The 26,698-nt window shown below is 57.1% G+C and carries 23 protein-coding genes; 21 read left to right on the forward strand and 2 right to left on the reverse strand.

Annotated elements, in window-relative coordinates:
• The first annotated feature begins 25 nt into the window (after positions 1-25).
• From H9X81_RS06220 to H9X81_RS06300, 17 genes are all read left to right on the forward strand, one after another.
• Entirely contained in the window at positions 26-2,683 is a 2,658-nt protein-coding gene (locus H9X81_RS06220; protein ID WP_243424046.1) for a sensor histidine kinase, read from the forward strand.
• The gene (locus H9X81_RS06225) at positions 2,676-3,374 is read left to right on the forward strand and encodes a response regulator (RefSeq protein ID WP_191392803.1); all 699 of its coding nucleotides are present in this window, start codon (positions 2,676-2,678) and stop codon (positions 3,372-3,374) included. Before H9X81_RS06220 ends, H9X81_RS06225 begins: the two co-directional genes overlap by 8 nt.
• Positions 3,375-3,645: 271 nt before the next feature.
• A complete protein-coding gene (gene kdpF, locus H9X81_RS12090; protein WP_177502764.1) occupies positions 3,646-3,723 on the forward strand; it encodes a K(+)-transporting ATPase subunit F in 78 nt (25 codons plus the stop codon).
• Positions 3,724-3,744: 21 nt separating this feature from the next.
• Positions 3,745-5,496, forward strand: a complete 1,752-nt coding sequence (locus H9X81_RS06235; RefSeq protein WP_204720630.1) for a potassium-transporting ATPase subunit KdpA — start codon at positions 3,745-3,747, stop codon at positions 5,494-5,496.
• A gap of 15 nt (positions 5,497-5,511) precedes the next feature.
• On the forward strand, positions 5,512-7,566 hold the full coding sequence (kdpB, locus tag H9X81_RS06240) for a potassium-transporting ATPase subunit KdpB (RefSeq protein WP_204720632.1): 2,055 nt from the start codon (positions 5,512-5,514) through the stop codon (positions 7,564-7,566).
• Between the two features lie 18 nt (positions 7,567-7,584).
• Entirely contained in the window at positions 7,585-8,238 is a 654-nt protein-coding gene (gene kdpC / locus H9X81_RS06245; RefSeq protein WP_204720634.1) for a potassium-transporting ATPase subunit KdpC, read from the forward strand.
• 23 nt (positions 8,239-8,261) lie between these two features.
• A complete protein-coding gene (locus H9X81_RS06250) occupies positions 8,262-9,152 on the forward strand; it encodes a hypothetical protein (RefSeq protein WP_204720636.1) in 891 nt (296 codons plus the stop codon).
• A 188-nt stretch (positions 9,153-9,340) separates the two neighbouring features.
• The gene (locus H9X81_RS06255; protein WP_204720638.1) at positions 9,341-10,480 is read left to right on the forward strand and encodes an ABC transporter ATP-binding protein; all 1,140 of its coding nucleotides are present in this window, start codon (positions 9,341-9,343) and stop codon (positions 10,478-10,480) included.
• Between the two features lie 4 nt (positions 10,481-10,484).
• Positions 10,485-12,059: an ABC transporter permease/substrate-binding protein gene (locus H9X81_RS06260; protein ID WP_204720640.1), complete on the forward strand. Its 1,575-nt coding sequence runs from the start codon at positions 10,485-10,487 to the stop codon at positions 12,057-12,059.
• A gap of 354 nt (positions 12,060-12,413) precedes the next feature.
• Entirely contained in the window at positions 12,414-12,869 is a 456-nt protein-coding gene (locus H9X81_RS06265; protein WP_204720642.1) for a low molecular weight phosphotyrosine protein phosphatase, read from the forward strand.
• A 38-nt stretch (positions 12,870-12,907) separates the two neighbouring features.
• A complete protein-coding gene (locus H9X81_RS06270; protein WP_430673031.1) occupies positions 12,908-14,431 on the forward strand; it encodes a DNA methylase in 1,524 nt (507 codons plus the stop codon).
• The gene (locus H9X81_RS06275; RefSeq protein WP_204720646.1) at positions 14,428-14,853 is read left to right on the forward strand and encodes a hypothetical protein; all 426 of its coding nucleotides are present in this window, start codon (positions 14,428-14,430) and stop codon (positions 14,851-14,853) included. The genes H9X81_RS06270 and H9X81_RS06275 overlap by 4 nt, the downstream gene beginning before the upstream one ends.
• 329 nt (positions 14,854-15,182) lie before the next feature.
• Entirely contained in the window at positions 15,183-15,866 is a 684-nt protein-coding gene (locus H9X81_RS06280) for a hypothetical protein (protein WP_204720648.1), read from the forward strand.
• 39 nt (positions 15,867-15,905) lie between these two features.
• Positions 15,906-16,781: a hypothetical protein gene (locus H9X81_RS06285; RefSeq protein WP_204720650.1), complete on the forward strand. Its 876-nt coding sequence runs from the start codon at positions 15,906-15,908 to the stop codon at positions 16,779-16,781.
• A gap of 47 nt (positions 16,782-16,828) precedes the next feature.
• Positions 16,829-17,317 (forward strand): hypothetical protein, encoded by a 489-nt coding sequence (locus H9X81_RS06290; protein ID WP_204720651.1) that lies wholly within the window; start codon positions 16,829-16,831, stop codon positions 17,315-17,317.
• 209 nt (positions 17,318-17,526) lie between these two features.
• A complete protein-coding gene (locus H9X81_RS06295) occupies positions 17,527-18,687 on the forward strand; it encodes a M20 metallopeptidase family protein (protein WP_191392790.1) in 1,161 nt (386 codons plus the stop codon).
• 185 nt (positions 18,688-18,872) lie between these two features.
• Positions 18,873-19,763, forward strand: coding sequence for a hypothetical protein (locus H9X81_RS06300; RefSeq protein WP_204720653.1), 891 nt, complete (start codon positions 18,873-18,875; stop codon positions 19,761-19,763).
• A gap of 115 nt (positions 19,764-19,878) precedes the next feature.
• On the opposite strand, the gene H9X81_RS06305 is transcribed toward H9X81_RS06300, so the two are convergent.
• A complete protein-coding gene (locus tag H9X81_RS06305; RefSeq protein WP_204720655.1) occupies positions 19,879-20,427 on the reverse strand; it encodes a zinc dependent phospholipase C family protein in 549 nt (182 codons plus the stop codon).
• A gap of 405 nt (positions 20,428-20,832) precedes the next feature.
• Here H9X81_RS06305 and H9X81_RS06310 point away from each other — a divergent pair, with 405 nt between their 5' ends.
• The 3 genes from H9X81_RS06310 (at position 20,833) to H9X81_RS06320 (ending at position 24,130) form a co-directional block, all read left to right on the forward strand.
• Positions 20,833-22,041: an RtcB family protein gene (locus tag H9X81_RS06310; protein ID WP_204720657.1), complete on the forward strand. Its 1,209-nt coding sequence runs from the start codon at positions 20,833-20,835 to the stop codon at positions 22,039-22,041.
• Positions 22,042-22,236: 195 nt separating this feature from the next.
• A complete protein-coding gene (locus H9X81_RS06315; RefSeq protein ID WP_204720659.1) occupies positions 22,237-23,298 on the forward strand; it encodes a suppressor of fused domain protein in 1,062 nt (353 codons plus the stop codon).
• 226 nt (positions 23,299-23,524) lie between these two features.
• Positions 23,525-24,130, forward strand: coding sequence for a hypothetical protein (locus H9X81_RS06320; protein WP_204720661.1), 606 nt, complete (start codon positions 23,525-23,527; stop codon positions 24,128-24,130).
• A gap of 108 nt (positions 24,131-24,238) precedes the next feature.
• Here H9X81_RS06320 and H9X81_RS06325 read toward each other — a convergent pair whose 3' ends face one another.
• Complete coding sequence (locus tag H9X81_RS06325) at positions 24,239-25,492, reverse strand: tetratricopeptide repeat protein (RefSeq protein ID WP_204720663.1); 1,254 nt, start codon at positions 25,490-25,492, stop codon at positions 24,239-24,241.
• A 366-nt stretch (positions 25,493-25,858) separates the two neighbouring features.
• Here H9X81_RS06325 and H9X81_RS06330 point away from each other — a divergent pair, with 366 nt between their 5' ends.
• Positions 25,859-26,608, forward strand: a complete 750-nt coding sequence (locus H9X81_RS06330; RefSeq protein WP_204720665.1) for a hypothetical protein — start codon at positions 25,859-25,861, stop codon at positions 26,606-26,608.
• Positions 26,609-26,698: the final 90 nt, after the last annotated feature.

Genomic DNA, 26,698 nt, shown 5'->3' on the forward strand with positions numbered 1-26,698 from the left:
GTGTGGAATGAGAGGGGTGACTGATATGTACGATGCACAAGCACAGCAGAAAGGCAGGCAGGGCCGGCTGAAGATCTTCTTTGGATATGCGGCGGGAGTCGGCAAGACATATGCCATGCTGGAAGCTGCCCATCTGGCACAGAAGCAGGGCGTGGATGTGGTGGTGGGATACATCGAGCGGCATACCCGTCCGGATACGCTGGCACTGCTGGATGGACTGGAACAGCTGCCCACCCGCACCGTGGAGTACCGGGGCATTGAGCTGCGGGAATTTGATATTGATGCGGCACTGGAGCGCCGTCCTCAGCTGATTCTGGTGGATGAGCTGGCGCACAGCAATGCTGCCGGCAGCCGGCATCTCAAACGGTATCAGGATGTGGAAGAGCTGCTCCATGCAGGCATCGATGTCTATACCACAGTCAATGTGCAGCATCTGGAGTCACTGCATGATCTGGTCGCTTCGATTACGCAGATTTCGGTAAACGAGCGGATTCCCGATTCGGTATTTGACTCAGCAGATCAGGTGGAGCTGGTGGATATTGAACCGGATGACCTGATTGCCCGGCTTCAGTCCGGCAAGGTCTATCAGAAGCATCAGGCTTCCCGGGCGCTGGATCACTTCTTTGTCCGGGATAATCTGGCGGCACTGCGGGAGATCGCGCTGCGCCGGACAGCAGACCGGCTGAGCAGGAATGCCCAGAAGCGGGGCAGTGAAACAGCTGCCAAGGCAGGGGAACATATTCTGGTGTGCCTGTCCAGTTCGCCTTCCAATCCCAAGGTGCTGCGCACAGCTGCCCGGATGGCAGAGGCGTTCCACAGCGGTTTTACAGCCCTGTTTGTGGAAACGCCCGAAACCCGGGAGCTCACCGGCGAAAATCTCCGGCGGCTGCGGGATAATCTGCGGCTGGCAGAACAGCTGGGTGCGCAGATTGCCACTGTATATGGCGATGACCCGGCTGCACAGATTGCGGAATATGCCCGGGTCAGCGGCATCACCAAGATTGTGATCGGCCGCACCAATCACAAGGCATCTCCGCTGCTCAAAAGCCGTACCCTGGTGGATCAGCTCACCCGTCTGGCGGGGGATATTGATGTCTATATTATCCCGGATAATCAGCCCATTTACCACAGAAAGTGGATGCACAAGCCCCGTCAAACCCAGCCGGTCCATCTACTGGACATCCTCAAGGTGCTGCTGATTACCAGTGCGGCATCGCTGATCAATCTGGGGTTTTACAATCTCGGGCTCCGGGAAGCCAATATTATCACCGTCTATCTGCTTGGCGTGCTGATCGCCGCTGTCTGGACACCCGGTCACTTCTATGGGGCGCTGGCCTCGCTGCTCAGTGTGATCGAATTCAACTTCCTCTTCACAGTGCCGCGGTTTACCCTGGCAGCCGATGACCCCGATTACCCGGTTACTTTCTTTATTATGCTGCTTGTCAGCATGCTTTCGAGCAGTCTGGCGACCCGTGTGAAAAAACAGGCCAGGCAGTCGGCACAGAAGGCTTATTATATGGAGCTGCTCATGAACTGCAACCAGAAACTGCAGCAGGGGCGGGACGAATGGGAGATCATCCGGGTTGCCGCAGAGCAGATCCAGTCGCTGCTGGACCGCCCGGTGCTGTATGCGCTGGCAGTTCCGGATCAGGAGCCGGAATTCCGTGTGACCCCGGCGGAGGAAGCGGGAATGCTCGCTTCCCTGACCCTGGAAGAAAAGGGCGTGGCGAACTGGGTTATCAGAAACAACAAGCGGGCTGGTGCCGGCACTGATACACTCCGGCAGGCCCAGAACCTCTATCTGTCGGTGCGCGGAAATCTGGGCGTCATGGGGATTGTGGCGATCCCGGTCCGGAACTGGCCTCCGCTGGAAGTCTTTGAGAAGAATGTCCTCATCGCCATTCTGAATGAATGCGGTCTGATATTGGAGCGGCGCAAGCTCCAGAAGGAAAAGCAGGCCATTGAACTGGAGACCCGTCAGGAGCGGCTGCGTTCGAATCTGCTCCGGGCCATCTCCCATGACCTGCGCACCCCGCTCACCAGCATCAGCGGCAATGCAGGCGTGCTGATGGAAAAGAGCATCCAGCTCAGCGAGGAGAAGAAACAGCAGATCTACGCCTCGATCTATGACGATGCCATGTGGCTGATCAATCTCACCGAAAACCTGCTTTCGATCACCCGGATCGAGAACGGAACAGTCCATCTGCAGATGGAGGCGGAACTGCTCGACGATGTATTCCATGAGGCGCTGGCCCATATTGATCGCCAGTCGAGTGAGCACCAGATCCATATGGAACTGGAAGATGATCTCCTGATGGCCCGGATGGATGCCCGTCTGATTGTGCAGGTGATTATCAATCTCATCAATAATGCTGTAAAATATACACAGAAAGGTTCCAATATCACCCTGTCCGGGCGGCGGGAAGAGAATATGGCAGTGATCTCGGTTGCGGATGACGGCCCGGGTATTTCAGACGAGGCCAAGGAGCATCTGTTTGATCTGTTCTATACTGCCGAACATGGCAAGGCCGACAGCCGCCGGGGTCTGGGACTGGGACTCAATCTCTGCCGTTCCATAGTCAATGCCCATGGAGGAAGCATCACGGTTTCGGATAACCGTCCCCAGGGATCGATATTCACCTTTACATTGCCGTTGGAGGAAGTGAAGATTCAACATGTATAAACCGAAAATTCTGGTGGTGGAAGATGATCCTGCCATCACCAATCTGATGCGCACTACCCTGGATACACAGGAATATCAGTACCATACAGCCCGAACCGGGTCCGGAGCCCTGCTGGATGCCGTCTCCTACAATCCGGATGTCATTATACTGGACCTGGGGCTTCCGGATATGGACGGCGTGGATATTATCCGCAAGATCCGTGGATGGAGCGAGATGCCGATCATCGTCGTCAGCGCCCGGAGTGAGGATCAGGATAAGGTGGAGGCACTGGATGCCGGTGCCGATGATTATCTGACCAAGCCATTCAGCATTGATGAGCTGCTGGCCCGCCTGCGTGCTGCCCTCAGACGGAGCCGTGCGGATTATGGCACAGCCCAGCAGAATACGGCAGTCTATCACAACGGCAGCCTGACCATTGACTATGCAGCCGGCTGTGTATATCTGGATGGGGAGGAAATCCACCTGACCCCCATCGAGTATAAACTGCTCTGTGTGCTGGCCCGGAATACCGGCAAAGTGCTCACCCACAACTATATTCTCAAGGAAGTCTGGGGCAGTGCCCTGGCTTCCGATACCCCTTCGCTGCGGGTCTTTATGGCTACGCTGCGCAAGAAAATTGAAAAGGACCCCTCTGCTCCCCGCTATATCCAGACCCATATCGGAGTGGGGTATCGCATGATCCGTCAGTAGGGTCAGAATCCTGTTTCATTCAGCCGTCCTGTATTTGCAGGGCGGCTTTTTTCTATGGATTTTCCTTTATACGGTTTTAACATCCTGCCTGAAACGCTAAGACCGGCTTCACGGCAAACCTGCTACAATGGTTGCATGGAAATAAAGGAGGAGATCGCTATGATGGATCTGTTAATGGCTGGATTGCTGGCTGGCTGTGCCGGACTGGTACTGGTTCTGCTGAACTGGTGTCACCGGCAGGTCAGCCGGACCGAATAGGGAGGAACATGGAATGATCGTACTTGGAATAATTGTACTGCTCCTGGGGGGATACCTGTTTTATGCACTGGTACACCCGGAGAATTTCTGAATCCGGAAGGGGGAAGCCTTTGTGCTTCAGATTGTTCTGACACTGATTCTTTATCTTTTGCCGCTGATTCCGGTGGGAAACTATGTCTACCGGATCGCGGCAGGGAAGCATACCTTTGCCGATCCGGTTATGGACCGGGTGGATCACGCGATCTATAAGCTCTGCGGTGTAAACCCCGAGCGCTCCATGGACTGGAAACGCTATGCCGGTACCCTGGTGGGCACCAACCTTGTGATGATCCTGCTGGGATACCTGATCCTGCGCCTCCAGAGCCTGCTGTTTCTCAATCCCAATGGGATCGGAAGCATGGACCCATCGCTCTCATTCAATACAATCATCAGCTTTATGACCAATACAAACCTGCAGCATTACGCCGGTGAAACGGGGCTTTCCTATCTCTCGCAGATGCTGGTTATCATCTTTATGATGTTTGTATCGGCAGCCAGCGGCTATGCGGCCTGTATCGCCTTTATCCGGGGCCTGGCTGGCAGGACCTCCGATCAGGTGGGCAACTTTTACAGCGATCTGGTGCGTATTATCACCCGGGTGCTGCTGCCCTTCTCCATTCTCACAGGACTGCTGCTGGTATGGCAGGGCGTTCCCCAGAATTTCTCCGGGAATATCGTGGTGGATACAGTGGAGGGCGCACGCCAGATCATTGCCACCGGTCCGGTAGCGGCGCTGGAGAGCATCAAGCACCTCGGCACCAATGGCGGCGGCTTCCTGGGAGCCAACTCTTCTACCCCCATCGAAAACCCCACCATTCTCACCAATCTCATCGAGCTCTGGTCGATGATGCTCCTGCCCGGCGCCTGCGTTGTCACCTTCGGCAGAATGGTGCATGACCGCCGCACAGAGCCCGGCACCGGCAGCACAGTTCCCCAGCCGGTGCGCCAGAGCCTGACTGCCCGGTTCTTCGGAAAAGAGGGCCGCAGCATCTTTGCCGCCATGGGGATTCTGTTCCTCATCGGCCTGGCGGTCTGCTTCTGGGCGGAAAGCCAGGGCAACCCTCTGCTGTCCGATCTGGGACTGAGCCAGTCCATGGGCAGTATGGAGGGCAAGGAGGTACGGTTCGGCACCGCGCAGTCTTCGCTGTTCACAGCTGTGACAGCTTCCTTTACCACAGGTACCGTCAACAATATGCATGATACCCTCACCCCGCTGGGCGGCATGGTTCCGCTGCTGCACATGATGCTCAATGTGGTATTCGGCGGCAAGGGCGTGGGTCTGATGAACATGATCATGTATGCCATTCTGGCTGTGTTCATCTGCGGCCTGATGATCGGACGGACCCCGGAATATCTCGGCAAGAAGGTTGAGGGGCGTGAGATGAAGCTGGTAGCCCTGTGCATCATCATTCATCCGCTGCTGATCCTGTCCTTTACCGCACTGGCAGTAACTGTCCCGGCTGGCCTGGCAGGGATCACCAATCCCGGATACCATGGCCTGACCCAGGTGCTGTATGAATATGCTTCTTCGGCAGCCAATAACGGTTCCGGCTTTGAGGGCCTGGCTGATAACAGCTTCTTCTGGAATATCACAACAGGCGCTGTCATGTTCCTGGGGCGGTATCTGCCCATGGTGCTTCAGCTGGCAGTAGCGGGCTCCCTGATGAAGAAGCGGTTTGTCAATGAAACAACCGGCACACTGCATACCGACGGAATCGGATTTGCTGTGATCCTGGTATTTGTGGTTTATATCTTTGCGGCGCTGACCTTTTTCCCGGTGCTGGCGCTGGGGCCCATCGCAGAACAGCTTACTCTGTGGGCCTGAGGAGGAGTAGTTATCATGAGCAGAAAAAATCAGAAACAGATGACTCCCGGGATGCTCCGGCAGGCAGTCATCGGTTCCTTTATAAAACTCAATCCGCTGTATATGACGAAAAACCCGGTCATGTTTGTAGTCGAGATCGGCTTCTTCATCACACTGATCCTCTCGGTGTTCCCGGGACTGTTTGGAGATACCGGAGCCAGCCTGCGTACATATAACGCAATCGTTTCGGCGGTTCTGTTTGTCACCGTGCTGTTTGCCAATTTTGCCGAGTCGATTGCCGAAGGACGGGGCAAGGCGCAGGCAGCCAGTCTGAAAAAGACCCAGAAGGATACCAAAGCCCGCCGCCTGGCAGAGGACGGCAGTGAAACCGTGATTCTCTCCAGTGAGCTGAAGAAGGACGATATTGTCCTGGTTTCCGCCGGTGAGATTATCCCCGGTGACGGCGAGGTCATTGAGGGCATCGCCTCGGTGGATGAGTCCGCCATCACAGGTGAATCCGCTCCGGTTGTCCGGGAGTCGGGCGGAGATTTCTGCTCGGTCACCGGCGGCACCACCGTTGTATCCGACTGGCTCAAGATCCGCATCACCTCCGATCCCGGCAACAGCTTCCTTGACCGCATGATCGCTCTGGTGGAAGGCGCCTCCAGAAAAAAGTCCCCCAATGAGATCGCTCTGAATACCCTGCTGCTCTCGCTCACCATCATCTTCCTGATTGTGATCGTCACACTGTATCCCATTGCCGCCTATGTGGGCGTACAGCTGCGCATCTCCACCCTGATTGCGCTGACAGTCTGCCTGATCCCTACCACCATCGGCGGTCTGCTGTCCGCTATCGGCATTGCGGGTATGGACCGTGTTACACGCTTCAATGTCATTGCCATGTCCGGCAAGGCAGTGGAAGCCTGCGGTGATGTGGACACCATGATTCTGGATAAGACCGGAACCATCACCTTCGGCAATCGTCTGGCGGCGGATTTCATGCCGGTATCCGGGGCCAGCCGTTCTGAACTGATCCGCTGTGCCGCTCTGACCAGCCTGCGTGACGAAACCCCCGAGGGCAAATCCACCCTGGAACTGGCACGCCGGCTCGGCGACCAGACCACCGCTCCGGATCAGGTCCAGTTCCATGAGTTTACAGCGCAGACCCGTATGAGCGGTCTGGATCTGCCCGATGGAACCCGGGTGCGCAAGGGCGCCTCGGAGGCCATTGAACAGTATGTCACAGCCCAGGGAGGCAAGATCCCCTCCGACCTGCATGAGCTGGTCAATCAGGTTGCCGGTATGGGCGGTACACCGCTGGTTGTCTGTGAAAACGATCAGATTCTGGGTGTCATCTACCTGAAGGATACTGTCAAGCCGGGAATGCAGGAGCGCTTTGAGCGGCTGCGTGCCATCGGTATCAAGACAATCATGTGCACCGGTGATAATCCGCTTACCGCTGCGACCATTGCCCGGGAAGCCGGCGTGGATGGCTTTGTGGCGGAATGCAAGCCTGAGGATAAGATCGCTGTCATCAAGAAGGAACAGGCTGAGGGCAAGATCGTTGCCATGACCGGTGACGGCACCAACGACGCTCCGGCACTGGCCCAGGCCAATGTGGGCCTGGCAATGAACAGCGGCACCACCGCAGCCAAGGAAGCTGCCAATATGGTGGATCTGGATTCCGACCCCACCAAGATCCTGGAAGTGGTGGAGATCGGCAAGCAGCTGCTCATCACACGCGGCAGCCTGACCACCTTCTCCATTGCCAATGATATTGCCAAGTACTTTGCCATTATCCCGGCGATCTTCATGGCGGCAATCCCCCAGCTGGGAGTGCTGAATATCATGGGACTGTCCTCTCCGGACAGCGCAGTGCTTTCGGCTCTGGTGTTCAATGCCATTATCATTCCCTGCCTGATCCCGCTGGCAATGAAGGGCGTCAAATACCGCCCCATGTCCTCGGGACGGCTGCTGGCCCGGAATATGCTCATCTATGGTCTGGGCGGCGTGATCACTCCCTTTGTGGGAATCAAACTCATCGATACCCTGCTTCACCCGGTGCTTCTTGCCCTGGGCCTGGGGCTGTAAGAAAGGTGCGGATTTTTCATGCGTGATACAGTAAGAGATTTTCTCAGATCGGCCCGGCAGTCGGTATCAGTTGCCCTGGTACTGATGCTGATCTGTGGTTTTGCTTATCCCTGCCTGCTTACAGGGCTGTCGGGGGTGCTGTTCCCCTGGCAGGCAAATGGCAGCCTGCTCACAGTCAACGGTCAGACCCTCGGCTCTGAACATGTGGGGCAGGAGTTTGTCAGCGACTGCTATCTCTGGAGCCGTCCCTCGGCTTATCACTACAATGTCTATACAGAAGATGAGAATGGCAGCCGGTTCTATCTGGACGGCAGTGAATTTGCCGGTCTTGCTTCCGGCTCCGAGAACTATGCGCCCACCAATCCGGCTCTGACCGAGCGGGTGGAGCAGGATCTCGCCGATTTCCTGGAGAAGAACCCGACTGTGAAGGCAGAGAATATTCCCACCGATCTGCTGACCGCTTCCGGTTCCGGACTGGACCCGCATATCTCCCCGGCTGCCGCTGAGGTACAGGTGCCCCGGATTGCAGCGGCTTCCGGCCTGAGTGAGGAAAAGGTGCGGGAGATCATCGGAAACAACACCGAAGGCAAGCTCCTGGGGATCTTTGGCGAGGAGACGGTCAATGTGCTTCGGGTCAATCTGGAGCTGGCGCAGGAAATGGGCGTTTGCTGAACCGCTGAAAGGAGAGAAGTGCGATGAAAGAGCTGCATGTCTATCAGCCTGCAAACTGCATCCAACTGGATAGTCCGGCGGTGAACCCCACGGTGCGCATGCTGCTGACCGTGCTGTATGAGCTGCAGCACTGGCTGAAGGCAGCTCCCATCGTCAGCCGGGATACGGAGAGTGGAAGCACAGTCTGCCTGCTTTTCCGGGACTGCGCCTGCACAGGGGAGGACCTCTGCCAGATGTTCGGCAGCGCCCTGGCAGATCTCTCGCCGCGCTGGAAGGCGGATCTGTATGGGACAGAGCCCTGTTCTCAGGAAACTGTCTGGTACCGGTTTGCCCGGGAAGAGGCACAGTGCTGGATAAGGGAATCGACCCTGTCCGGACGGCAGGCTGAAACGATCCAGTCGCTTTGCCTGTGCCTGACCTGCGGCAGTTCCCATGAAGCGGAGGCAGTGCAGCAGCTGCTGCAGGCCATGGACTGGAAACGGGGACTGGCGGTAGTAGAATGGAAATGCGGGGACAGTCTGGGCGGGGAGAGCGGCAGGGAACTGCCGGAACCGGGACTGTACTGTTATGAGAGCGTTTTCAAATGCCCCGAAGCCGAAGCATGTCTGGCGGCGCTGAGCCTGGAACAGAAGGTGCGTCTGTGGATGGCGTTTTTGGCAGAGGACCGGGAGTGCGTGGAATTCCAGTGGCTGTATGATGCCATTGCCCGCCGGATTCTGGAAAACCGGATCGAATGGGAGCTGTCCCTGTACGAAGCGATGAAGCGGCTGGGATATTCCATTCAGGCGGATCAGCGGAGGTTCATGCTCTGTGATGGTCAGGGACGCCGGCGCTATTTCGGTGCGGACAGTGTCAGGAATTCGGAACGGGCCCTGATGAAAATCCTGTTCCCGCTGAATTTGCAGGAACTCTAAAGTTGGGCAAATCAGATTGTTTTTCTAAAAATTAGATAAAATACTGTTAAAAATACAGATATATTTTGTGATTTTTGCGTACAGAATCGGAAAATTCTGGTATAATGTAGGGGAAGGGAACCTCCGGATGCAGTTCACAGAAAACCGGGACTGCATCTGGAAAACATCTTTCAAGGAGGAACGGACAGATGATTGAATTTCGGAATGTTTCCCAGAGCTACAAGGACCACAAAGTCCTCACCGACATCAATATGACCATCCAGTCCGGCGAGTTTGTCGTGCTGATCGGCTCCTCCGGCTGCGGCAAGACAACTCTGCTCAAAACCATCAACAAGCTCACATCCCTGGCTGGAGGGGACCTTCTCATCGATGGGGTTTCCATCCGGGATATCCCGGATATTGCCCTGCGCCGCCGGATCGGTTATGTGATCCAGGACGGCGGCCTTTTCCCGCACCTGACTGTGGAGGAGAATATCAGTCTGCTGCTGGAAACAGTGGGTATGCCGTCCGAAAAGATTCCGGCCCGGGTGGATGAAGTGCTGGAGATGGTAAACCTGGACCCGGATACCTTCCGCAACAGTTTTCCGGCACAGCTCTCCGGCGGACAGAAACAGCGTGTGGGAGTTGCCCGTGCCTTTTCTGCCAATCCGGATATTATCCTCATGGACGAACCCTTTTCCGCCCTGGACCCGGTGACCCGGGGAGAACTGCAGAATGAAGTTGTCAAGCTGCAGAAGCGTTTTCATAAGACCATCGTGTTTGTCACCCATGATATGGACGAAGCCATCAAGATGGCGGACCGCATCTGTATTATCCAGAATGGACAGATCGCCCAGTTTGACCGTCCGGAAGAGATCCTCAAGCGTCCGGCCAATGCGTATGTGGAGGAGTTTGTGGGCAAGAACCGGCTGTGGGGCAATCCGGCCTATATCCATGCAGAGGACATCATGAAAAAGGCAGTGATCCATATTTCCAAGAACCGCACTGTTCTGCAGGCACTGCAGATCATGCGGCACAATACGGTGGATTCACTGCTGGTGACCAGCGGACGGGAACACCGTCTGGAGGGCATTATCTGGCTGAAGAACCTGCAGGAGGTAAAGGACTATTCTGCATCGCTGGAGGAATATATCACACAGGATTATATCTCGGTCTACGCGGACACCTCCCTGCAGGAGATCATCGATACAGTGGATTATGATGCCAGTGGCATTATCCCGGTAGTCAACCATGAAAATGAACTGCTGGGCGGTCTGACCAAGAGCGGTCTGCTGGCTACTCTGAGCAAGCGGTACCGCCGTGACAGCACCGAAGGTGTGGAGGAGTAAAGCTATGAGTGAATTTCTTACCCAATTCATGGAACGCCGGGGAGAACTGCTGGAACTGACCATCGAACACATGGAAATGACCTCACTGGCAGTGCTGGCCTCCCTGATTGTCGGCGGTCTCATCGGTATCGCCATTACAAAGAATGACAAGGCTGCTGCCATTGTCATCGGCATTGCCAACCTCATGCAGTCCATTCCCAGCATCGGTCTGCTGGCCTTTATGGTACCCTTTGTGGGCATCGGTCAGAAGCCTGCCATTATCATGGTAGTGATCTATGCCCTGCTGCCCATCATCAAGAATACCTATACCGGCATCACCGGCATTGACCCCAAACTGCTGGAGGCTGCCAGCGGCATCGGCCTTTCCAAAACCCAGCAGCTGCTGCGCATCCAGCTCCCGCTGGCTCTGCCGTTTATTATGGCTGGTATCCGCATTTCAGCAGTTACCGCGGTGGGTACCGTTACCATCGCTGCCTTTGCCGGCGCAGGAGGCCTGGGCTGGATGATCAATATGGGTCTCAACGCCAACGACGCCAACCTGGTGCTGCTGGGCGCAATCCCGGCCTGTCTGCTGGCGCTGGCTGTGGATTTTGTGCTGGGCAAGGTGGAAAAAGCCATCACCCCCGAAGGACTCAAGCCCGCGGATAAGATCGTCTATATGCCCCGGCGCAAGCGTCTGGTCCGTCAGGCTGTGGCATTGGCCCTGTGTGCTGTGCTGCTGATCGTTCCATCGGTCAGCTCGCTGGTCCGCAGCCTTTCCAAGGATGAGAACCGGCTGCTGGTCGGCGCTCAGAACTTTACCGAGGGCATGATCCTCGGGGACATCTATGTGGAGCTCATCGAGACCAGGACCGATATCCCGGTGGAGCGGGTATACAACCTCAACGGCCTGATGATCACCATGCCGGCGCTGGAAAATGGCTCCATTGATATGGTGACCGACTATACCGGCATGCTGGCGCCGCAGGTGCTGCATCTGCCCATGGATACCAATCCGGAACGGGTCTATGAGAATGTCCGGACCGGCATGAAGGAGCAGTTCGGCTTTGAGGTATCGGAGCCGCTGGGATTCAGCAACACCTATGTGCTGGCTGTGACCGAGGAGACAGCCCGGACCTATGGCCTCACCACTCTGTCCCAGCTGGTGCAGCAGGCGCCGTCGCTGCGGCTGGGCGCCACAACTTCCTTCCTGATCCGGGAGGATCTGCTGCCCAAGCTCAAGGCAGAACATGGCGTTCAGTTCAAGGAGGAGCGGGGTCTGGATGGCAATGTGCGGTATCAGGCAATCCTTTCGGGCGAAGTGGAAGTGACCGATGCCTATGAAACCGATGCGCTGCTGATGAAATCCGGGCTGCACTGCCTGGAGGACGACATGGAATTCTTCCCGCCGTATCAGTGCGTCAATGTGATCCGGGGCGATGTCTATGAGCGGTATCCGGAACTGCGGGAGGTTCTGCCGCTGCTGGACAATGCCATCTCCACCGAGGAGATGCGGGAGATGAACTACAAGGTGGATGTGGAGGGCATGACCACCCAGGAAGTGGCACATGAATTCCTGGTGGAAAAGGGTCTGGTCTGAACATCTGTTGTCAAAGAGAGGGGAGAGATCCCCTCTCTTTTTGTGCGAAAAGAGAAAGGGCAGAGAAGCGTTCTGCCGAGCCTTGCAAGAGTGCCATCTCAGCTCAGGAAGCCGTGGCACGATGGGAAACATGTTTTTTCGCCGGACTATCCGGTGATGCTTCATAGTTTTATAACAGTGGGCGTTGTATTACCCCAAATAAAGCGGCTTTGCAGGGCGCTTGGGGTATGGTCTATCCATCGCCGGGGAAATATACCAGCGGAGTGCAGCATCTGTGGGAGAAGCCCGGGGCTTTTGCCGGGACCAGTGGTTGTGTTATAATAAAAAATAAAGAAAATGAGGTGATTTACCGCTGTGATTCGGGTATTATTTGTGTGCCACGGCAATATATGCCGCAGTCCGATGGCTGAGTTTATAATGAAAGACCTGGTGCTGAAGGCTGGACTTTCCAGCCAGTTCGAAATAGCATCCGCCGCAACCAGTACTGAGGAGATCGGGAACCCGGTCTATCCGCCGGCACGGCGCAAGCTGGCAGAGCATGGGATCGGCTGTTCCGGCAAAACAGCCCGGCAGCTGCGATGGGAGGATTACAGACGCTGGGATCTGCTCATCGGCATGGATCGGGCAAACCTGCGCCGGATGCAGCAGATCTGCGGCGGCGACCCCGACGGCAAAATCCACCTGCTCATGGATTATACCGGCCGTCCGGGAGAGGTTGCCGACCCCTGGTACTCGGGGGATTTCGATACAGCCTGGACGGATATTCTCGAGGGCTGCGAGGGGCTGCTCCGCACACTGACAGCTGACTGACCGCAGCCATAACCCCAATCGTGAAAGGAGGCCGGGGCATAATGGAAAAGTGCTATATCTGCTGTGATCTCAAGAGCTTCTATGCCTCGGTGGAGTGTGTGGAGCGGGGACTCGACCCCATGACGACCAATCTGGTGGTGGCAGACCAGCGCCGGACAGAAAAGACCATCTGTCTGGCAGTTTCGCCATCCCTGAAAGCCTATGGCATCTCAGGGCGGGCCCGGCTGTTTGAGGTGGTGGAGAAGGTCCGGGAAGTGAATACCCAGCGGAAATGGCAGGCTCCCGGACACCAGCTCACCGGTTCCTCCTGGCATGACCCGGATCTCCGGCAGTCTCCGGAACTGGCGCTGGATTACATTGTCGCACCGCCCCGGATGGCCCACTACATCGAGTGGAGCACCCGGATCTATCAGGTCTATCTCAAATACGCGGCTCCGGAGGACATCCATGTCTATTCCATTGATGAGGTGTTCATTGACGCCACCAGTTATCTGGAAGCCTTTCAAATGACCGGGCGGCAGCTGGCCCGGACCATCATTCTGGATATTCTCAAAACCACCGGCATCACTGCGGCAGCGGGGATCGGAACCAATCTCTATCTCGCCAAGATCGCCATGGACATCGAAGCCAAGCATGTCCCGGCAGATGAATACGGGGTGCGGATTGCCGAGCTGGATGAAATGAGCTATCGCCGTCTGCTCTGGGACCACCGTCCTTTGACCGATTTCTGGCGGGTGGGACGGGGCTATGCCTCCAAGCTGGAAGCCCATGGGCTTTTTACCATGGGGGATATTGCCCGGTGCTCGCTGGGCGGAGCCGGAGACTATTATAATGAGGAACTGCTCTATAAGCTGTTCGGCGTCAATGCGGAGCTGCTCATCGACCATGCCTGGGGCTGGGAGCCCTGTACCATAGCGGATGTCAAAGCCTATAAGCCGGAAAACAAGAGTGTGGTTTCGGGGCAGGTGCTGCAGAATCCCTACACCTTTGAGCAGGCCCGGCTGGTGGTACGGGAGATGGCAGATTCCCTGGCGCTGGATCTGGTGGACAAGGGGCTGCTCACCGATCAGCTGGTGCTCACCGTGGGGTATGACATTGAAAACCTCACCGATCCGGAGCGCCGGAAGCACTATACCGGCCCGGTGACCACCGACCACTACGGACGCAGGATTCCCAAGCATGCCCATGGCACTGCCAATCTGGGACAGTATTCCTCCTCGGCCCATGATCTGATGGAGGCGGTGAGTGCGCTCTATGACCGGATCATGGACCCGGCTCTGCTGGTCCGGCGGCTGAGCATCAGCGCCAACCATCTGGTGGACGAAGTCACAGCCCGGCAGCGTCAGCAGCCGGAACAGCTGGATCTGTTCACCGACTATGCGGCCCAGGAGAGGCAGCGGGCTGAACAGGACGCTGCCCACGCCCGGGAGAAAAAACTCCAGGAGGCCATGCTGGGCATCAAGAAGAAATATGGGAAGAATGCCATCCTGAAGGCCATGAATCTGGAGGAGGGCGCCACCGCCAAAGAGCGGAACCAGCAGATCGGAGGGCATCAGCAGTGAACGGAAAATACGATGATATGATCCATCTGCCGCACCACACTTCATCCAGGCATCCGCGGATGTCCATGGCAGACCGGGCGGCGCAGTTCTCTCCCTTTGCGGCGCTCACCGGGCATGGAGCAGCCATCTCCGAAACCGCCCGCCTGACCGACCGGCAGATCGAGCTGAGCGAGGACGCCAAAGCCCTGCTGGATCAGAAGCAAAGCCTGCTGACCGAGCGCCTGGCAGAGCATCCGGAGGTTGCCGTCACCTGGTTTCGGGCCGACAGCCAGAAGGAGGGCGGACGGTATGAGGTGGCACAGGGACGGCTCCGGCAGATCGATACCTATGCCCGCTGTCTGGTGCTGGAGGACGGCAGCCGGATCGCCCTGGATACAGTTCTGGAGCTCGAGATCCTTGCGCCGGAGGAGCCAGGGGAGTGATCCCGGGAATACAGGCGGAATGCCGGGCTGCAGGCTGTTTTGCGGCTTCCGGGCCCGGCGGCGGGAGGAATTTGCATAAAGCCTGAATTTTGTAGAAGTCAATAGATTTGCGGCCTGCTGTATGTGAGTTTTTACACATGCGGCAGGTCATTTTTATAGGTCCGGAGCGAAAATATTGTGGAAAATTCCCATAAAATGGGACGGATTTACCTGAGATTCCCAGGGTGGAATTGAGGCTTCCCGGTTGTAGTTTTTATCGATTTAGTGTATGAAATATATAAAGACCTATTTGGAATCCATGGACACAGATAAATGGGAGGAAGATTTGTATGAATAAGAGAATTATGGCATTGGTGCTGGTTTCCGTTCTGGTGTTCAGCGCCGCATTCACAGGATGCAGTTCACAGACCGAAGAGGAGAATCCACAGAACTCCTCCCAGTCCAGTCAGGCGGAGGAGCCGGAGTCCTCGTCCGAGACGGAAGAGCCCGCCTCTGAGGATGGATCTTCGGAGGGCGATGCCGCCTCTGCCGGGGATCTGCCGTCCTCCAGTGTGCCCGATGCCGCTTCGCAGGCACCGTCCGCCAGCGAACCGGCGGCAGAGGGGATCACCGGGGCCGTTGTGATGAATGACGGCAGCATCTTTGGAACCGGCACCGAAGTGCTGGGAACCGAGGCGGACCTGGAAGCCTGGAATCAGGCCATCGCGGACCGGGATTCCATTGCCCGGGTACTGGTTTCCACAATGAATACCGAGCGGGATCTGACCGAAGAGGAGGTCAATACTGTCCTCGATACACTGGAGGGGCTTTCTCCTGCCGTGATGGCGGAGCTGGGAAATCCTGCCACAGGCGGAGCCACCAATGTGGCGGCATTCGACCAGAGCGGCAGCCGGTTGTGGAGTGTTACGCTGAACAGCAACTGGCTGATTGTGCAGATCGGCGGGGAGAGTGAGCGGCATATTCTGGAGATCGATGAAACCAGCGGGATGCCCATCCAGAATATTGCGGGTTAACATATCGCAGCCTTATATCAGTGAGGAGAGGAAGATCCAATGAAACGATGGATTGCAGGGATTCTGTGCGTCAGCTGCCTGCTGATGATGACCGCCTGTTCCCAGAACGGGGAGGAGGTGTCCGGCTCCCAGGAGGAGAGCTCCCAGACGATGGAGTCCTCTTCAGATAGCGTGGAGCAGCCCTCCGAAGATTCCCAGCCGGAGGAAACGGCTGAGCCGGAGGAGCCTGTTTCCAGTCAGCCCCGGACGGTGAGCATCCGGCCTGTCACATCGGCGGAAGCTGAACCGGTGCAGGTCAATGTAACGGCCCGGAATGCCATTGCGGCCGAAATGGTTGTCGTCTCCGACGGGCAGAAGGCGGCGGAATTTGCGGCAGAGCTGCAGAGCGTGGTTCCCAGTGATCAGGCCATTCCCAGCGATGCCCAGCCGGTGGAGATCCTGCTGGTGTACAGCATGGACGGCGGTGAACACCGCTACCAGCTCTACCGGGAAAGCGATGCGGATTACATTGCCAAGGACGGGGTTCTGTACCAGGGCGGCGCCGGACTGAGCACATGGGCGGACGCAGTGATTCCTGCGCTGCCGGCTGTACCGGAAGGGGCAGATGCGGCGCAGACCTCGGGCACAGAACAGATTGTGCTGAAAAAGTCCAGCCTGTACCGTGCCAGCGAGCGGGTGGTCTGGGATACAGCGCTCCAGGAGCAGATCCGGGGCTGGATTGCGGATGCCCGTCCGCTGGAGGGCGAGTTCACCCCGGATACGGGAGGCGAAACCATCGAAGTGAGCTTCGGGGAAGGCGATTCCTATATATTCAGCAGCCAGACACAGGATGGAGCCGGACTGATGAAGCATGACTCCGCTTGGTATCTGGTGGAGAAAGAGGCATTCAGCACGCTGTCCGGGGTATTCTCATAAACCCGGGCAGGCGGCGGTAAGGATGCCGGACGACAGGAGGGAGCACTATGAGAGAGAATCTTCAGAATGGGCTGATGGTTCTGCGCCGGAAGCTCGGCCCGATGAAGGCGCTGATTCTGATGGAGCTGTTTGCGGCACTGGCACTGGTGCTCTATATAAACGGTGTGTTTTCCTCCGGCTCCAAAGCAGAGGTGGGAGGCATGCTCCTGATGGGGTTTGTCCTCACCTTCCTGCAGCCCAAAACCCAGTTTGGCTTGGTCTGGACCTGGCAGGATAAGATCCAGGAACTGAGCACCGCTCCGCCGGAAGATATGGGCGAGGGGATCGAGGATCTCCGGGTCCAGCGCCAGGATGGGCTGGATCAGCTCCGGACTTTTGCGATGGTTTCCCCGGTATTTTTGCTGCTGGAGCTGGGCATATCCGGGACAGCTTCCTATTGGCCCAGTGTTCTGTTCGGGGTGCTGTCCTATCTGATCTTCGAGGTCTGGCAGCGTGGATACCGGGCCGAACTGGATCATCTGCTTTGTGAGGCGTGAAGCGCCATAGACGGAAATCTGCAGGAAGAGCTGCCGGAAGGCGGCTCTTTCTGTATGCCGCCGGACAGGAAGACAGAAGAAAACATCGCATCCAGCGAATATTTTCCGTTGACTTTCTCACTTTACCGTGCTACAATAAATGCAATATTTTTACAAGGAAACAGCAGATACCTGTTTTCCGCAGCCAACAAGACCAGGGAGGGTTTGATATGGATTTTAGAGCAATGGCAGAGGCTGTACAGCCGGAAGTAGTGGCATTTCGCCGGGATCTTCACGAGCATCCGGAGGCGAGCTTCCAGGAGTTCCGCACCACAGAGCAGATCGCCAAGGAAATGGACAAACTGGGGATTCCCTATCGCCGGTTCGAGCCGACCGGACTGATTGCGGAGATCAAGGGCGGCAAGCCGGGCAAGACCATTGCGCTGCGTGCGGATATTGACGCGCTGAGCATCACGGAAAAGACCGGGCTTCCCTTTGCCTCCAAGAATGACGGATTCATGCATGCCTGCGGACATGATACCCATGCCGCCATGCTGGTGGGCGCTGCCAAGGTGCTGATGCAGGTCAAGGATCAGCTGTGCGGTACCGTCAAGCTGCTGTTCCAGCCTGCGGAGGAGATCGGCAGAGGCGCCAAGGCTGTAATCCAGCAGCACGGTCTGGACGGCGTGGACTTCATCTTCGGCATCCATATCGGTTCCCAGATGGATGTGGGCAGCGTTGCCATGATGGCAGGCGCCAGTGCGGCTGCCGCTGACCGCTTCACCATCAAGGTGACCGGCAAGGCCAGCCATGGCGCCCGTCCGGAAGCCGGTATTGACGCCACTGTTGCGGCTGCGGCTCTGGTCATGAACCTGCAGCCCATTGTCAGCCGGGAAGTTGCAGCTGCTACCCAGCTGGTTGTAACAGTGGGCAGCCTGCATTCGGGCAGCCGCTTCAACATCGTGTCCGGTGAGGCTGTGCTGGAAGGCACCATCCGCAGCTACGATGTGGATCTGCATCATCAGCTGCCCGGCATTGTGGAGCGTGTTGCCAAGAACACCGCCGCTGCCTACCGCTGTGAGGCAGAGGTGGAATATGATATGCTCACCGAAGTGCTGGTCAATGACCCCGATGCCATCGATCTGGTGCGCAAGGCTGCCGGTAAGGTTGTCAGCGACCCGGCTCAGGTTCTGCAGGCTCAGCCCGGCATGGGCGGCGAGGACTTCTCCGAGTACACGGTCCTGGCAAAGGCTGCCTTTGCCCGTCTGGGTGCCGGCGGAGAATATCCCAACCACAGCGACTATGTAGTCTTTGACGAGGACAGCTTCCCCACCGGCGTAGCTCTGCACTGCCAGGTGGCCTGGGACTTCCTCAACGGCGAAAACAACTGAGTTTCCCGGTCAGAATCATCAGAAGGGGGCGGACAGCTGTCCGCCCCTTTTCGTTTTATTCGGAAGTTCTGCCCGGACAGCAGAGCCCGAACGGTTGCTTTTTCGCAGTGAAAGCATTAAACTGAAACTGACAGAAATTTCCCGGCAGAGGCCGGAACATCGGAACGGAAAGAGGGAATTCGACCATGAGCACCGCAGTTTTCCTGGCAATCTGTTTGCTGTTTGGTTCTGCATTTTCAGAGCCCCAGTCCCCGGAGGCCCAAGCACCGGTACCGGAAGAGCCAGCCCGGACGGCGGAAAGCGAAACCGGCAAGGTTGCGCCGGATGTGGGAATCGGTTCTGAGGAGCCGGAATACCGGCTGGAATTCCACGACCCGGAGCATACCGCTGCAGAATATCAGAGCCGGTACCCGGAGGGGATCATTCGCTTTGAGGTGGTGGATTCCAACGGCAGTCCGGTGCAGAATGCCCGTCTGGGCTTTACCACCGAGGAGGAGTACCGCTGGAATGCCCGGCAGAATGCCGAAAATGGAACCGATTACAGCCCCAGTGAATACTTTGCGGTGCGGATTGATGGGACAGGGACGGCCCGGGCCGGCCTGATTGCTTTGGATGGGTCAGGGGCTCAGGTGGTGGAAGGTCTGCCCCGGAAGCTGGAAGTCCGGGTGACCCAGCGGGCATCAGACGGAACCCAGACCGATTCCACCCAGTGGGTCACCCTCACATGGGAGAACACAGTCCCGGCCTTTAAGCTGCAGATCGACCAGCCCAACCTCTATGCCGGCTACGCGGAAACCGAGGGCAGGGTGTGCCTGCGACTGACCCGGAACGGGGAGCCAGCCGCCAATATGTTTGTGGAGCTTCAGAACGCAGACCAGAAGAACTTTGATGTCTACGGAGGACTCTCCCTGGATTCCTACACCGGTTTTACCGATGCGTCCGGTGTGCTGTACCTGACCCAGGTCCCGGCGGGGACTTACTGGGTGAATGCCGGGACCATCGCAAAACAGAGCCGGGTGGCCTCCATTGAAGTCACCGGGGAAAGCTGCGGCTTTGATCTGGAACTGGAGGGGTGAGCCGGTTCAACCCGGTATGTCAGCCCATGAAAAAAGCCCGTGCTGTCTTTTGTGACAGTACGGGCTTTTGCGTTTTTGGAAAAATGTCCGGAACCCATGGCTCCGGGAAAGAGGGTTATCCCACCGGGCAGCAGCGCATGAGCAGGCCCGTGGCTTCAACAATGAAGCGGGTATCCCGGCTGAGGTCGGAATTCCGGCTCTCCAGATACTGCCGGTGCAGGGCTTCCAGTGCCGGGATCAGATCCAGCTGCTCCGCAGAACAGTCCGGGAAGGCATACTCCCGCAGATGCTCCGCCAGATAGATGCGCAGCTGGGTTTCATAGACATGATGGGAAGCCAGACTGTCCGGCCAGTGTTCGTTGTGCGGGAATGTGAAGGCATCTGCCACATAGTGGGTCAGTTTGCCCAGCGTATAGTAGTTCCACAGATTCCAGCGGTCTTTCTGTTCCAGCCGCTGCAGCCGGGTCAGAACATAGGGACGGGAATTGGTAAAGTTGTGTCCGCCCAGCAGTCGGGCACGGATGGACCCTTTCAGATAGGTAAGGGGGTTACAGTCCGGCTGGAAGGAACCCAGCAGGAATGCAAGCTCATAGCGTCTGGACTGAAATCCCTGTACATTGGCAAGCAGGGCGGAAGCCAGGAGCTTATGACTGCGTTTTTGCACCGGAAACTCTCTCCTTTGTGGCTTGAATGACCTCAGTATAGCACGGCTTGTAGGGAAAAACAAGGAGTTTTTCTGTGGAAAGTTCTGTACTTTGGATTGCGGTATGCACAGTTTTGCTTTATGATAGAAGGGAATGGGGTCTGTCTCAGTCCGGGCCCCATTGGAGGCTGTACGGGACCGTGTACCCGAAAAGCAGCCCGGACCGGAGGCATCCGGGGAGAACAGCATGCAGCACAGGGACAGGGTCGGCTGTGGAACGAAGAATCCCTCCCGCGGCGGTGCCGGGCTCCGAACCGCGTTTTCCACTCTGTTACTGTTGTTCAGGCATGTGTGGGACAATCCAGTCCCATGGCATGCGATGACCCGACAGGGCTTTGCCCTGCGAAACCAGCAAAGAGGTACAATATGATTGAGATTCAAGGAAAATACAATGGGGCGAAGATCTTCACCGATGTGGTGGACAGCGCCTCCATCGCACAGGTACAGGAACTGTGCAATCAGGAATTTACAGCAGGCAGCCGCATCCGCATGATGCCGGACATCCATGCCGGAGCGGGCTGCACCATCGGAACCACCATGACCATCACCGATAAGGTGGTGCCCAATCTGGTGGGAGTGGATATCGGCTGCGGCATGGAAACAGTGCGCATCCGGGAAACCCATCTGGAACTGCAGAAGCTGGATAAGCTGATCTATGAAAAGATCCCTTCGGGCTTTTCGATCCGTACCAAGGCGCATCGCTCCTTCAGCCGGATTGATCTGAGCCAGCTCTGCTGCGCAAAGCAGGTGGATCTCATCCGGGCCGAAAAGAGCATCGGCACTCTGGGCGGCGGCAACCACTTCATCGAGGTGGACCGGGACGACGAGGGAAATCTGTATATCGTAGTCCATTCGGGAAGCCGTCACCTGGGCGTGGAAGTGGCCCGCTATTATCAGGAGGCGGGCTATAAGGTCCTCAATGGAACCGATGATGCCACCGTTGCCGGGATTATTGCCCGGATGCGGGCAGAGGGCCGGGAGAAGGAGATCCAGAAGGAGCTGAAAAAGCTCAAAAACATCAAGCAGACCAGCATTCCCAAGGCACTGGCGTATGTATCGGGGGAGCTGTTTGAGCAGTATATCCACGATATGAAGATCGTCCAGCAGTTTGCGGCGCTCAACCGGCAGGCCATGATGGACGAGATCGTCGGGGGCATGAAGCTCCATGTGGAGGAGCAGTTCACCACCATCCACAACTACATCGACACCGATGCCATGATCCTGCGCAAAGGCGCTGTGTCCGCCAAGGCCGGAGAACAGCTGCTTATTCCCATCAATATGCGGGACGGAAGCCTGATCTGTGTGGGCAAGGGCAATGAGGACTGGAACTGTTCGGCTCCCCATGGCGCCGGACGGCTCATGAGCCGGGCCGATGCCAAGCAGTCCTTCACTGTATCCGAGTTCAAGAAGCAGATGGCGGATGTGTTCACCACCTCGGTGAACAAGTCCACCCTGGACGAATGCCCCATGGCCTACAAGGGCATGCAGGATATTCTGGACAACATCGGCCCCACAGCGGAGGTAGTCAAGATCATCCGCCCCATCTATAACTTCAAGGCCGGCGATGAGGACTGACACCTTCGTCTGAACCATGGGAGAAACGGCTCCGGACGGCAGGGGAGCAGTCAGCCTGCCCGGCTCGGACAGCTGTCCCATGATAAACGCATGTGCAATCAAAACAGCCCGGCAGCAGATCGCTGAGGCGATTGCCCGGGCTGAAAACCGGCAATAGCCGCAGATACAGGATCATACAGAAGGAGGAACAGCAAGATGAACGATGAGATCACACGGGAACAGGACGAAACCACACTGGAACAGGGCGGATTTGACGCGATTTCCGAGAAGCTCCATGCGCTCTATCCCGGTCAGGAGGGGCGATTCTATGGAACGGTGATTCCCTACTTCCTGGGCGGGAATGACCCGCTGGACGGGGTGGAGGTCTGGAAGAGCGAAGAGGGAATCCCTCACTGGCACTATGTGACCTATGGCTTTACCGAGCTGTACCAGAAGGAGTGCGAGGACCCGGAGGTGAGCGGATTTGGCTTTGAGCTGACCTTCCGCCTCAAGCGGGAAGGGGAGGAGGAACCGCCGGTCTGGCCCATGAATCTGCTGCAGAATCTGGCCCGCTATGTCTTTTCCAGCGGCAATCCGTTCGGCCCCGGACACCATCTGGACTGCAACAGCCCCATTGCTCTGGAATCGGATACCCGTCTCACAGCCCTTGCGTTCCAGATTGACCCGGAGCTGGGGGAGATGGATACTCCCAACGGTCACATGATCTTCCTGCAGGCTGTGGGGATTACCGCCGATGAGCTGGAAGCAGTCATGTGCTGGAACACCGGAAAGTTCCTGGCAGAGCTGGAGAAGACCTGCCCGATGGGCATTGTGGATCTCTCCCGTGCCTCCCGCATGGATGACCCCGCATTCCGGGCCGTCTGGAAGCAGGGCATGGAGCAGGATGGCTCCTCCACCGGGTTCTTCTATCTGGAACAGGTGGGCGTCAGCCTGCAGGACGGTCATGCCCGTCTGACACTGGGCGCCGGTCACATCGAAACGCTGGCGAATATGCTGCGTGCCCGTCTGGGAAAGGGGCGTCCCCTGTTCCTGCAGGGCGGGGAAGCGGCAGTACAGTTCCTGAGCGGCAAGCCGGAACTCTGGGAAGAGGATGGCGTGCTGACGATGTCCATGCCGGGAGAGACGGTGGAGGAGCTCTGCGGGCTTCTGCGTCCCCATGCCGGGGAGTATCCCCTCACCAGCTATCCGCTGACCGTGGAGCTGATCCCCACCCAGATCCGGGATGCCCAGGGAAATATCCTGCGGGAGATCGGGTGATCCCTGCCGGTCTTGTCGGAAATCCATGGAACAAATGGAAAATATTGCTTTACAGCTTTTCTTTTCTCCCCGCCGGGCGAACATATAGATTGAAAAGGTTCTGAAGCGTCCCGTTTCAGAGCCGGGAAAATGGCTGCCGCAGTCTGCCGGGAGAGCCCGGCGCGGACAGATGGTCTGCTGCGGATGGCAGCCCGGAATCAGCGTAAGCGGAAAGGAAGGCTGTACGATGAATATTACAAGAATCGGCTATACTGCACATCAGAATACAGCGGTGCGTTCGGAGAAGGCATCGGAAAAGAAGGAGCCTGACACCACCGGCGCCACAACGGAGAACCAGGCGGCTGTTCAGAACCGGGATACCTTTGTGCAGACCGGTGCGGAGAAGCCGGTCACCTACTCCAGGAAGCTGACCGATGCCCAGGTGCAGCAGCTGAAGGACGAACAGGCCCAGCGCATGGAGAGCTTTATCCAGATGCTCCAGTCGATGGTGGTCAAGCAGGGACAGCGGAGCAATCTCACCCTGTTCGGCATGGATCTGTATGTCACACCGGAGCAGAGCCGTCAGGCGGCGGAGTCCATTGCCGAGGGCGGTGAATACTCGGTGGATGCCGTAGCGGGCCGGATCATGGATATGGCAAAGGCTCTTTCGGGCGGTGACCCATCCAAGATCGATACCCTCCGTACTGCGGTGCAGAAGGGCTTCCAGGCTGCCGGTGTGGAACTGGGCGGAGAACTGCCGTCCATCTGCGGTCAGACCTATGATGAGGTCATGAAGCGCTTTGATGAATGGGAGCAGGGAGCACAGGGCACTCCTGCCGGTGCAGCGGAATAACAGAATATCATTCTGTGCTGAAACAAAAGAGGACTGCCGGGTCATGGCAGTCCTTTTTCATGAAAATTCCCCGGTCAGACCGACCGGGGAATTTTGTGTTTAAGGGGATTACCGGCGCTTCCAGCCGCCGAACAGTCCCTTCTTGTACTTTTTCAGTTCCTCCTGTGCCTCGGGGTGATGATCGCTGATCTGGCGCAGGAATTCTACACCCTTGCCGATGTCCTCGGGTTTGCCCAGACCATCGCAGTAGATGCGTCCCAGTACATAGCAGCTCTCGGTGCCGTTCGACCAGCTGCTGGACTTGGAAGCCATCACATAGGCTTCGGTATAGTCCACCGGAGTGCCCCAGCCCTCCAGATAGCAGCGGGCCATGATGGGCCGGTTGTAGGTGCTGCCAAGGTCCATTGCCTTCTGACAGTAACGGAATGCTCTGGCAGGATCTTTGGGGAATCCGTTGAGGCCATAGAAATAGTATTCCGCCAGCACATTGAGACCGCCGGTTTCATTGCTCTCTGCCGACTGCTTGTAGCAGTAAACAGCCTCTGCCATATCGACCGGGCCGCCGATTCCCTTCTCATACCAGGCCGCCACCTGATACCATGCGTTCGGATAGCCGTTTTCCGCGGCCCTGCGGTACCATTTCCGGGATTCTTCCATCTGACCGGCCTGCTCGGCATTCTGAGCGCAGATGATCTGATGAACCGGGTATCCCATCTCGGCGCCGATCTGGTAGATGTCCTTGGCCTTGTCCGGCTGGGGCGCTACAATGTCCTCATCGCCGTTGAGATAGTAGTTGTAGAGGTTATTGCCTGCCAGATAGATGCCGCCCCGGAATGCCTTCCAGAACCAGTCCTCACACTGGGTGATATTCTCCTTCAGATAGGCCTTGAAAGCCTCCCGGGAGGGGAAATCCTCAGCGGACTTCTGCTGGATGCGCAGGAAATCCCACCAGAAATAGCTGTTGCCGATCACATACTGGCTGAAGGCATCGCCGCCGGCTGCGTTTTTCAGGACCCGGTCAAAGGCTTCCTGCAGGGTGATGGGCGCCTTGCGCTCCAGACCCATGCTCAGTACGCCGCTGCGGATGGCGACCAGCATTCCGATGGCACTGCCCTGTTCCACTGCCAGACGGTAGAGGGCTTCCACCTTTTCATCCGACTCCTCAGGGAAGCCGAAGCCCTTCCAGACATACTGCGGGCCGGACAGGCACCGTGCCAGAATACAGGTGGCATCGCCGTCCCCGGCAGCCGAAGCATCGGTCAGCAGCTGGAATCCCTCCTGACCATGACGGGCATAGCCCTTGTTTTCATAATAGATATACTGGAGCGCTTTCTCCACATTGTCACTGAAAAACTGTCCCATTTCTGAACTCCTCCTCGATTGATACCTGTATGTTCACTGATGTGAGGTCAAAGGATGGCCTGTGTGCGGTAAATTGAGCGGATTTCCGGCATTTTCTTCCAGATGCCTGCTGTTTTTATTATACCGGATCGGGTCGTGGATGTACAGGACGGGCTGGGGAACTTCGGGGAATTTATATGGAATTTGTCAAAAGTGCGGAACTGCCGGCAGAGAAATTATGCAGTTCCGGCAATCCCACAGGAAAAGAAATACATAATAAAATAATGTGATTATAAATTTTAGACATAATATTCCTTGAATTTCTGCGCCGAGTGGTGTATTCTGAAATTGGAAATTACAGGGGCTTTCATGGAGAAAGGAGGGGCTATGGACTTTACAACCATCAACAGCCTGAATTCCTATATCAGCGGGCTGAAAATGCAGGGAATGTGGCACCTGCGCCAGCAGAACGGTGCCAGCCATCAGGACGAGATCACAGTGGATGGCGTGACCTTTCGCCGCCGGGACGAGACCCTGGCCTCCATCCGGGCCAAGCTGGAGGCAGGCGGCAGCCTGACCGAGGAGGAACGGGCCTATCTCCGGCAGCACGATCCCCAGGCCTATCAGGAGCTGCTCCAGGAAGAACAGGAGCAGGCGGCCTATGAGAGGGCGCTGCGTTCCTGCAAGACCAAGGAGGAAGCGGACCGCCTGCAGATGAACCGCATCGGGCAGTCGCTGAGCCGCATCCAGACGGTGGAGCACGATCCTGCCATTCCGCTCCATGCCAAGCTGAAGGTTGCCATGCGGGAAAAGCGCCTGGTGGACGCGGCAGCGGATTCCATGCGGGAATTTGTCGCCAGCGGGGACTATGACCGGCTTCCGTCCGAATGGGAGGAAGCAAAGAAAAAGCCGGATACCCCGGTACAGCCGCCGGAGGAATCCCGGGACCCGCAGCCGGAGGAAATTCCGGAACAGTCCGGGAAACCGGAGCAGCCGGAACAGGGGACAGAAGCTGCCGCCGGATCTCCGGTGCAGGGAAAGACGGAGCGGGAACAGGTACACAGTGCCTATCGTTCTCAGAGCACAGCGGCACAGCCTGCGGCGTCCCGGCATTCCGGCATGAACAAGCGGGCATAAATCACAAAAAACAGACAGCCGGGCCGTCCTGGGATGGTCCGGCTGCTGCTTTGCCTGCAAAACCCGGAAAAAAGTATGGATTTCTGTCAA

Origin of the sequence: Hydrogenoanaerobacterium saccharovorans (assembly GCF_016901815.1) — a bacterium.
GTDB lineage: Bacteria > Bacillota > Clostridia > Oscillospirales > Ruminococcaceae > Avimicrobium > Avimicrobium caecorum.

What these genes read in the sequence shown, in the direction of transcription:
- H9X81_RS06220 (WP_243424046.1), top strand. Translation starts at nt 26, where the DNA reads ATGTACGATGCACAAGCACAGCAGAAAGGCAGGCAGGGCCGGCTGAAG.
- H9X81_RS06225 (WP_191392803.1), top strand. Translation starts at nt 2,676, where the DNA reads ATGTATAAACCGAAAATTCTGGTGGTGGAAGATGATCCTGCCATCACC.
- kdpF (WP_177502764.1), top strand. Translation starts at nt 3,646, where the DNA reads ATGATCGTACTTGGAATAATTGTACTGCTCCTGGGGGGATACCTGTTT.
- kdpB (WP_204720632.1), top strand. Translation starts at nt 5,512, where the DNA reads ATGAGCAGAAAAAATCAGAAACAGATGACTCCCGGGATGCTCCGGCAG.
- kdpC (WP_204720634.1), top strand. Translation starts at nt 7,585, where the DNA reads ATGCGTGATACAGTAAGAGATTTTCTCAGATCGGCCCGGCAGTCGGTA.
- H9X81_RS06250 (WP_204720636.1), top strand. Translation starts at nt 8,262, where the DNA reads ATGAAAGAGCTGCATGTCTATCAGCCTGCAAACTGCATCCAACTGGAT.
- H9X81_RS06255 (WP_204720638.1), top strand. Translation starts at nt 9,341, where the DNA reads ATGATTGAATTTCGGAATGTTTCCCAGAGCTACAAGGACCACAAAGTC.
- H9X81_RS06260 (WP_204720640.1), top strand. Translation starts at nt 10,485, where the DNA reads ATGAGTGAATTTCTTACCCAATTCATGGAACGCCGGGGAGAACTGCTG.
- H9X81_RS06280 (WP_204720648.1), top strand. Translation starts at nt 15,183, where the DNA reads ATGAATAAGAGAATTATGGCATTGGTGCTGGTTTCCGTTCTGGTGTTC.
- H9X81_RS06285 (WP_204720650.1), top strand. Translation starts at nt 15,906, where the DNA reads ATGAAACGATGGATTGCAGGGATTCTGTGCGTCAGCTGCCTGCTGATG.
- H9X81_RS06290 (WP_204720651.1), top strand. Translation starts at nt 16,829, where the DNA reads ATGAGAGAGAATCTTCAGAATGGGCTGATGGTTCTGCGCCGGAAGCTC.
- H9X81_RS06295 (WP_191392790.1), top strand. Translation starts at nt 17,527, where the DNA reads ATGGATTTTAGAGCAATGGCAGAGGCTGTACAGCCGGAAGTAGTGGCA.
- H9X81_RS06300 (WP_204720653.1), top strand. Translation starts at nt 18,873, where the DNA reads ATGAGCACCGCAGTTTTCCTGGCAATCTGTTTGCTGTTTGGTTCTGCA.
- H9X81_RS06310 (WP_204720657.1), top strand. Translation starts at nt 20,833, where the DNA reads ATGATTGAGATTCAAGGAAAATACAATGGGGCGAAGATCTTCACCGAT.
- H9X81_RS06315 (WP_204720659.1), top strand. Translation starts at nt 22,237, where the DNA reads ATGAACGATGAGATCACACGGGAACAGGACGAAACCACACTGGAACAG.
- H9X81_RS06320 (WP_204720661.1), top strand. Translation starts at nt 23,525, where the DNA reads ATGAATATTACAAGAATCGGCTATACTGCACATCAGAATACAGCGGTG.
- H9X81_RS06325 (WP_204720663.1), bottom strand. Translation starts at nt 25,492, where the DNA reads ATGGGACAGTTTTTCAGTGACAATGTGGAGAAAGCGCTCCAGTATATC.
- H9X81_RS06330 (WP_204720665.1), top strand. Translation starts at nt 25,859, where the DNA reads ATGGACTTTACAACCATCAACAGCCTGAATTCCTATATCAGCGGGCTG.